Source organism: Actinocrinis sp. (genome assembly GCF_035650855.1).
Lineage (GTDB): Bacteria > Actinomycetota > Actinomycetes > Streptomycetales > Catenulisporaceae > Actinocrinis.
This window is the reverse complement of record NZ_DASRGV010000005.1, coordinates 1-6,932: the sequence shown is the minus strand read 5'-3', so window position 1 is coordinate 6,932 and position 6,932 is coordinate 1. Positions and strand designations below refer to the sequence as shown.

6 protein-coding genes are annotated in these 6,932 nt (G+C 70.0%); 3 read left to right on the top strand and 3 right to left on the bottom strand.

The genetic code is table 11. The annotated features are described in order from the left end of the window. From VFB40_RS00635 to VFB40_RS00625, 3 genes are all read right to left on the bottom strand, one after another. Positions 1–437, bottom strand: a 437-nt coding sequence (locus tag VFB40_RS00635) for an alpha-ketoacid dehydrogenase subunit beta (RefSeq protein ID WP_414641993.1), incomplete at its 3' end; no start/stop codon positions are given. Positions 438–568: 131 nt separating this feature from the next. Beyond that, complete coding sequence (locus VFB40_RS00630; RefSeq protein ID WP_324847256.1) at positions 569–1,726, bottom strand: thiamine pyrophosphate-dependent enzyme; 1,158 nt, start codon at positions 1,724–1,726, stop codon at positions 569–571. Positions 1,727–1,852: 126 nt separating this feature from the next. After that, positions 1,853–2,491: a TetR/AcrR family transcriptional regulator gene (locus VFB40_RS00625; RefSeq protein ID WP_324847255.1), complete on the bottom strand. Its 639-nt coding sequence runs from the start codon at positions 2,489–2,491 to the stop codon at positions 1,853–1,855. A gap of 129 nt (positions 2,492–2,620) precedes the next feature. Here VFB40_RS00625 and paaN point away from each other — a divergent pair, with 129 nt between their 5' ends. The 3 genes from paaN to VFB40_RS00610 all read left to right on the top strand — a co-directional run bounded on the left by paaN (position 2,621) and on the right by VFB40_RS00610 (position 6,841). After that, entirely contained in the window at positions 2,621–4,294 is a 1,674-nt protein-coding gene (paaN, locus tag VFB40_RS00620; RefSeq protein WP_324847254.1) for a phenylacetic acid degradation protein PaaN, read from the top strand. A 350-nt stretch (positions 4,295–4,644) separates the two neighbouring features. Beyond that, entirely contained in the window at positions 4,645–5,838 is a 1,194-nt protein-coding gene (locus tag VFB40_RS00615; protein ID WP_324847253.1) for a LacI family DNA-binding transcriptional regulator, read from the top strand. A gap of 19 nt (positions 5,839–5,857) precedes the next feature. Beyond that, entirely contained in the window at positions 5,858–6,841 is a 984-nt protein-coding gene (locus tag VFB40_RS00610; RefSeq protein WP_324847252.1) for an ABC transporter permease, read from the top strand. Positions 6,842–6,932: the final 91 nt, after the last annotated feature.

Sequence of the window (6,932 nt, the reverse complement as noted above, 5' to 3'; positions counted from 1 at the left end):
GCGATCGCGCTGCGCAGCAGCCAGTAGGCGTCGTCGACCGTCGCCGGGGTGACCACCTGGATGCCCGGCGTGTGCGCGATGTAGGCCTCTGATGAGTCGCTGTGGTGCTCGACGCCGCCGATGCCGCCGCCGTAGGGGATGCGGATGACGATGGGCATCGGCAGGCCGCCGCGGGTGCGGTTGCGCATCTTCGACAGATGGCTGACAAGCTGCTCGAAGGCCGGGTAGGCGAAGGCGTCGAACTGCATCTCGACCACCGGGCGGTAGCCGTACATGGCCATGCCGATCGCGGTGCCCAGGATGGAGGCCTCGGCCAGCGGGGTGTCGAAGCAGCGGTTCTCGCCGAACTTCGCGGCCAGGCCGTCGGTGATCCGGAAGACGCCGCCGAGTTCGCCCACGTCCTCGCCGAAGACGACGACCCGCTCGTCCGCCGCCATCGCGTCGGCGAGCGCTTGGTTGAGCGCCTTGGCGAGGGTGACGGTGGCGGGCTTGGCGGGCGCGGGAACGGAGACCGCCGGGACGGACGGGGACGCGGCCGGAACGGAGGGGGAAGCGGTCGCCACGGACATCAGGCCTCCCCGCCGTTCGCTTCGTCCTTCTGCGCGGCGGCGAGTTCGGCCTCGATCATGGCTCGCTGCGCGCGCAGCTGCGGCGTCGGAGTGGCGAATACGTGGTCGAACATGTCGGCCGGATCCACCTCGGGTTCGAGGGTCAGCCGTGCCCGCATCGCGGCCGCGTACTTCGCGCCCTCTTCGGCGATCGCCGAGTCGAGCCCCTCGTCGAGGCGGCCGGTCGCGGTCAGATAGCGGGCCAGGCGCTGCACCGGGTCGCGGGCGAGCCAGAGGTCTACTTCGCCCGGGTCGCGATAGCGGGTCGCGTCGTCGGCGTTGGTGTGCGGCCGGATCCGGTAGGTGATCGCCTCGATCAGCGTCGGGCCGCCTCCGGTGCGCGCCCGCTCCATCGCCTCGCCGAGGACGTGCATCAGGGCGATGACGTCGTTGCCGTCGACGCGCACGCCCGGCATCCCGTAGCCCACGCCCTTGCCGGCCAGGGACAGGGCGTGGGTCTGCTTGCGCAGCGGGACGGAGATCGCGTACTGGTTGTTCTGCACCAGGAACACCGCAGGCGCCTGATACACCGCGGCGCTGTTGCAGGCCTCGTGGAAGTCGCCCTCGCTGGTCGCACCGTCCCCGAGCAGACACAGCGCGACCACCGGGTCGCCGGCCATCTTCGCGGCCAGGGCCAGGCCGACCGCATGCGGGGCCTGAGTCGCCAGCGGGGTGCACTGCGGGGCGGTGCGCCACTGCTTCGGGTCGTAGCCGCAATGCCAGGAGCCGCGCAGCAGCGTCAGCGCCTCGACCGGGTCGATTCCGCGCACCGCGAGCGCGGCGGTGTCCCGGTAGGTCGGGAAGAGCCAGTCCTGCGCCTGGAGGCAGAGCGCCGCCGCGGCCTGGCACGCCTCCTGCCCGCGCGAGGAGGGATACACGGCCAGGTGTCCCTGCATCACCAGGGCTGTCGCCTCGGTGTCGAAGGCGCGGGCCAGGCACAGTGCCCGGTAGAGGGCCAGCAGCCGGTCGGCGGCGAGCAGTTCCGGGGCGGGGCGCAGGCCCCCCTCGACCGGCGCGCCGTGCTCATCGAGATAGCGCAGCGGGTCGGTGTCCCAGTACGAGGCGGCGGCCGCGGGGTTGCCGCGGGTGGCCGCCACAGGGAGGTCGAGCAGCGTCATGGGTTCTCCACGGGGCCGGCACTCGGTTCCCGACCGAAGGTTCGGTTGGGCGTACGGCCCCAGTCTGCGTGAAGCGCGGGGCGGTGTCCACACTGTGGGATGAACGACTGCTCGAAGGTCTGACCGTCAGGCGCGGTTGCGCAATCCGTCGAACACGATGCCGGTCAGGGCGTCGGCCAGCTCTCCGGCCTCCTTCTCGGCGCCGCGCCCGCCCGGCCGGTACCACTCGGAGATCGAGTTGACCATGCCGAAGACCAGGCGCGCGGTCAGCCGCGGGTCGAGGCCGGCGCGCAGGTCCCCCTCGTCGATCGCCGCGGCGGCCAGCCCGGCGACCCGGTGGTCGAAGTCGCGGCGCCGGTCCAGCGCGTCCCGCTCGGCGGCCGTGTTGCCGCGCACCCGCAGCAGCAGGGTGACGTGCGGCAGGTTCCCGACCAGCTCCAGGCAGGTGCGGCGGACCACGTACTCGAGCCGGTCGGCGGCCCGGCCCTCGCGCGCGCCCGGTTCGTCGAGGACCGCGAACAGGCCGTCAAGCGCGCGCGTGACGGCGAGGCGCAGCAGCTCCTCCTTGCCCGAGACGTGGTGGTAGATCGAGGACTTGGTGATGCCGGCCGCCTTCGCCAGGTCCTCCATCGACGTGCCGTCATATCCGCGCACGTTGAAGACCTCGACCGCGACGGACAGCAGCGACTCGACGCTGTGGCTGTCCCGGCGTCCTACGGCCGAAGCGGCGGCCGCGGAGACGGCAGCGGGGGGCGTGCTCACCACGATGTGGCCTCCTCCTCAAGGCGCGCCGTCTGCCGCGCCCCTGCCAGACTACCGAACGTTCGGTTACCCTGACCGTAGAACGCGAGCGCAATCCGCCCGCGCAATCCCGCATCCTCGCAAGGAGCCGCCATGACCGGCAACGCCGCCGACCTGGTCGCCCGCCACCGTCCTACCCTGGACGCCGCGCTGGCCGCGATCCGCACCCGCGAGTTCTTCACGCACTTCCCGGAGCAGATCAAGGCTTACCCGCAGGAGCGCGCCGCAGCCGGGAAGGCCTGGTTCGACGGGCTGCTCGGCGGCGAGTTCCCGCTGGAGCAGGCCGGCACCGACGGCCGGGTCGGCGCCGAGCGCTCGCCGTACGGGTTCGAACTCGGCATCACCTATCCACATGCCGACGCCGACGCCCTGCTGCCCGCGATGGCGGCCGGACTGCCGGCCTGGCGGGACGCGGGGGCCGAGGTCAGGGCGGCCGTGTGCGTCGAGATCCTGACTCAGCTCAATGAGCTGTCTTTCGAGGTCTCATACGCTGCTATGCACACCTCGGGACAGGCGTTCGGCATGGCGTTCCAGGCCGCCGGACCACATGCGCAGGACCGCGGGCTCGAAGCGGTCGTATATGGATACTCGGCCATGAGTTCTCACGTGTCACAAGCGGTGTGGGAGAAGCCGCAGGGCTCGCGCCCGCCGATTCGGCTGGCCAAGAAGTGGGTCGCGGTGCCGCGCGGAATCGCCCTGGTGATCGGCTGCAACACCTTCCCCACCTGGAACGGCTACCCGGGCCTGTTCGCCTCCCTGGTCACCGGAAACGCGGTGCTGGTCAAGCCGCACCCGAACGCGATCCTGCCGCTGGCGCTGACGGTGCAGGTCGCCCGGCGGGTGCTGGCCGAGGCCGGCTTCGACCCGAACCTGGTCGCGCTGGCCGCCGAGGCCCCGCAGGAGGGACTGGCCAAGACCCTCGCGCTGCGGCCGGAGGTGCGCATCATCGACTTCACCGGCTCCAACGAGTTCGGGGACTGGCTCGAGCGCAACGCCGCGCAGGCTCAGGTCTTCACCGAGAAGGCCGGGGTCAACACCATCATCGTGGACTCCTTCGCGCCGGATCAGTACCCTGCCGCGCTCGACCACCTCGCCTTCTCGCTCTCGCTCTACACGGCGCAGATGTGCACCTCGCCGCAGAACCTGCTGGTGCCACGCGGCGGAGTGCGGGTCGGCGACGAGGTCAAGTCCTTCGAGCAGTTCGGCGCGGATCTGGCCGCCGCGGTGGACAAGCTGCTCGGCGACGACGCGCGGGCCACCGCCGTGCTCGGCGCGGTCGTCAACCTGTTCATCACCGAGCGGCTGGCGCAGGCCGAGGGCGTCGGCAAGACCGTGCTGGCCTCGCGCGTGGTGAAGCACCCCGAATTCCCCGAGGCCACCGTGCGCACTCCGCTGATCGCGGCCGTGGACGCGGCCGACGCGAGCGTGTACGAGCACGAATGGTTCGGCCCGGTCTCCTTCCTCATCGCCACCGAGGACACCAAGCACTCGATCGAGCTGTACCGGCGCACCGTCTCGCAGCACGGCGCGCTGACCGCCGCGGTGTACTCGACCGACGAGTCGGTCGTCGCGGCCGCGGAGGAGGCGACCTGGGACGCGGGCGCCAACCTGTCGATCAACCTGACCGGCGCGGTGTACATGAACCAGTCCTCCGGCTTCTCCGACTACCACGGCACCGGGCTGAACCCGGCCGCGAACGCCACTTACACGGACCACGGCTTCGTCGCGTCGAGATTTCGCTTCGTGCAGTCCCGCCGGCCCGCGTAAGCCAGTGCCCACCGATACTCCGTAACACCGCTGACACCAGCGCAGACAGGGCCTGCCACGGCTTCTTCGCCGTAGCAGGCCCTTTGCTTGCTTTCCCGCCGCGTCCGGTAACGGAGAAGTAACGTTCGACGGGGTTGCGGTCGGGGGGGTTGTGAGAGCGCTCTCAAGGATGTACGTTTCCGGCATCCCCGAGGGGTAAGCGCTTACGCAAGCGCTTACCTGGACGGGATTGTGTGCTTTTGTTCCATTCTGTTCTCAGCAGCACGCCGAACCTAGCGCAGCCGGACCAACCCACTCGAAACACCCGCAGTGCTCCCGAATGCAATGCCGCATCCCGAAGGGAGGGAACCGTGGTGCCCGAAGACGTGACGCCAGACCACGCTGCGGACTCAGCGTTCGACACCGCGCTGCTTTCCCCGGAAGCGGCGACCGCCGATCTGTTGACCGCAGAACCACGCAAGGCCGCGGCCCCGCTGACGATCTACGACGTCGCGCGGCACGCAGGGGTCTCCATCGCCTCCGTCTCCCGGGTGCTCAACGGCCACGCCACGCCACGGCCGGAGACCCGTGACCGGGTGCTGCGCGCGGTGGCCGAGCTCGGTTTCGTGCCGGACGGGGCGGCCCGCGCCCTCTCCAGCCGGCTCAAGGAGATCATCGCGGTGGTCTACCGGCGCGCCCCGTTCGGGCCGCCGGACGACCCGGTGTTCGAGGACGAGTCGGAGAACCTGGCATTCGTCGACGTCATCAACCGGGGCGTGCAGATCGCCGCCCAGCACCGCGGTTTCGACCTGCTGCTCAGCTCGGTGGATGTGGACGACCACACCCCCGGGCCGCGGATCGCCAACCTGGCCGGCAAGAGCGACGGGATGCTGCTGCACGACCGGGTGCTCACCCCGTCCGGGATCGTGCGGCTGGCCGACCGGGTGCCGGTGGTGACCCTGGCCGGCACGCCGACCCGGGCCAGCGTCAACATCAGCGGCGACAACATCGGCGGCATGCGCGACCTGATCAAGCATCTGATCGAGGTGCACCACTGCGCGAGCATCGCGTACCTGTCAGGTCACGCCGACAGCCCCGACAGCGTCGCGCGTGCCCGTGTGGTGCGCGAGACCGCCGCCGAGTACGACGTGCGCGTGATCGCGGGACCGCACTGGACCGGCGAGTACAGCGCGGCCGGCGGCGCCCGCGTCATCAGGACCCTGCTCGACTCCGGGGCGGCCATGCCGGACGCGATCGCCTGCGCGAACGACCAGACCGCGCTCGGCGTGCTGCACGCGCTGCACGAGCGCGGCTACCACGTGCCGGGCGAGGTGAAGGTGACCGGCTTCGACGACATTCCGGTCGCGCGGCACCTGGTGCCGCAGCTGACCACGGTGCGCCAGCCCATCCAGGACCTCGGCGCGATGGCCTTCGACGTGCTCTATTCGATGATCAGCGGCGAACGTCCTGACGATCGGCAGCTGGTGCTGCCGGTGCAGGTCGTGGTGCGCGGCAGCTGTGGCTGCGCCGCCGAACCGCCGCCCTCCTTCCCCAGAACCGCCTGAAGGGTGCCGTAGGAAGACAATGCCTACCCTGATACGCAGACTCATGTTCTACGCGGTGACCGCGTTCGTGGCCATCAGCGTGAACTTCTTCCTGCCGCACATGATGCCGGGCAACCCGGTGCAGGCGATGATGGCCGCGGCCGGCCCGAGCCTGGACCACAACTCGGTGGCCGCCCTCGAGGCGCAGTTCGGCATGGGCACCCACCAGTCGCTGCTCTCCCAGTACTGGCACTACTGGGGCCAGCTGTTCCAGGGCAACCTGGGCATCTCGGTCTCGCACTCGCCGGAGACGGTGACCAGCGTGATCGGCTCCGCGCTGTGGTGGACGGTGATCCTGGTCGGCACCGCCACGGTGCTCAGCTTCGTGATCGGCACCCTGGTGGGCGCGCTGGTCGGCTGGAAGCGCGGCACGGTGCTCGACCAGGTGCTGCCTACCGCCACCTTCTTCCAGGCCATCCCGTACTTCTTCCTGGCCACGGTGTTCCTGTACTTCTTCGCCGAGCAGCTGCACTGGTTCCCCTCGGACTTCAAGGGCTACGACACCAACAACTACGTGATCGGCCTGAACCCCGGCTTCATCGGCAGCGCGATACAGCACGCGGTCCTGCCCGCGCTGACCATCGTGGTCAGCTCGGTGGCCGGCTGGATCGTCGGCATGCGCAACATGATGGTGACCACCATGGACGAGGACTACGTCCTGGTGGCGCAGGCCAAGGGGCTGCCGAACCGGCGGGTGATCTACTACGCGGCGCGCAACGCGGTGCTGCCGAGCATCTCGGGGTTCGCCAACGCGCTCAGCTTCGTGGTGGCCGGCTCGCTGCTGACCGAGCTGGTCTTCTCCTACCCCGGCCTCGGCAACCTGCTGCTGAGCGCGGTGACCAACGTCGACTACCCGCTCATCCAGGGCATCTTCCTGATCATCACCTTCGCCGTGCTGGCGGCCAACCTGCTGGCCGACACGGTGTACGTGCTGCTCGACCCGCGCACCCGGCAGGAGGCCTGAGCATGCTGCGCATCCTGAAGTCGCCCAAGATCGCGGTCGGTCTCGGCATCTTCCTCTTCTTCGCGCTGATGGCGATCTTCGGCCCGTCGAT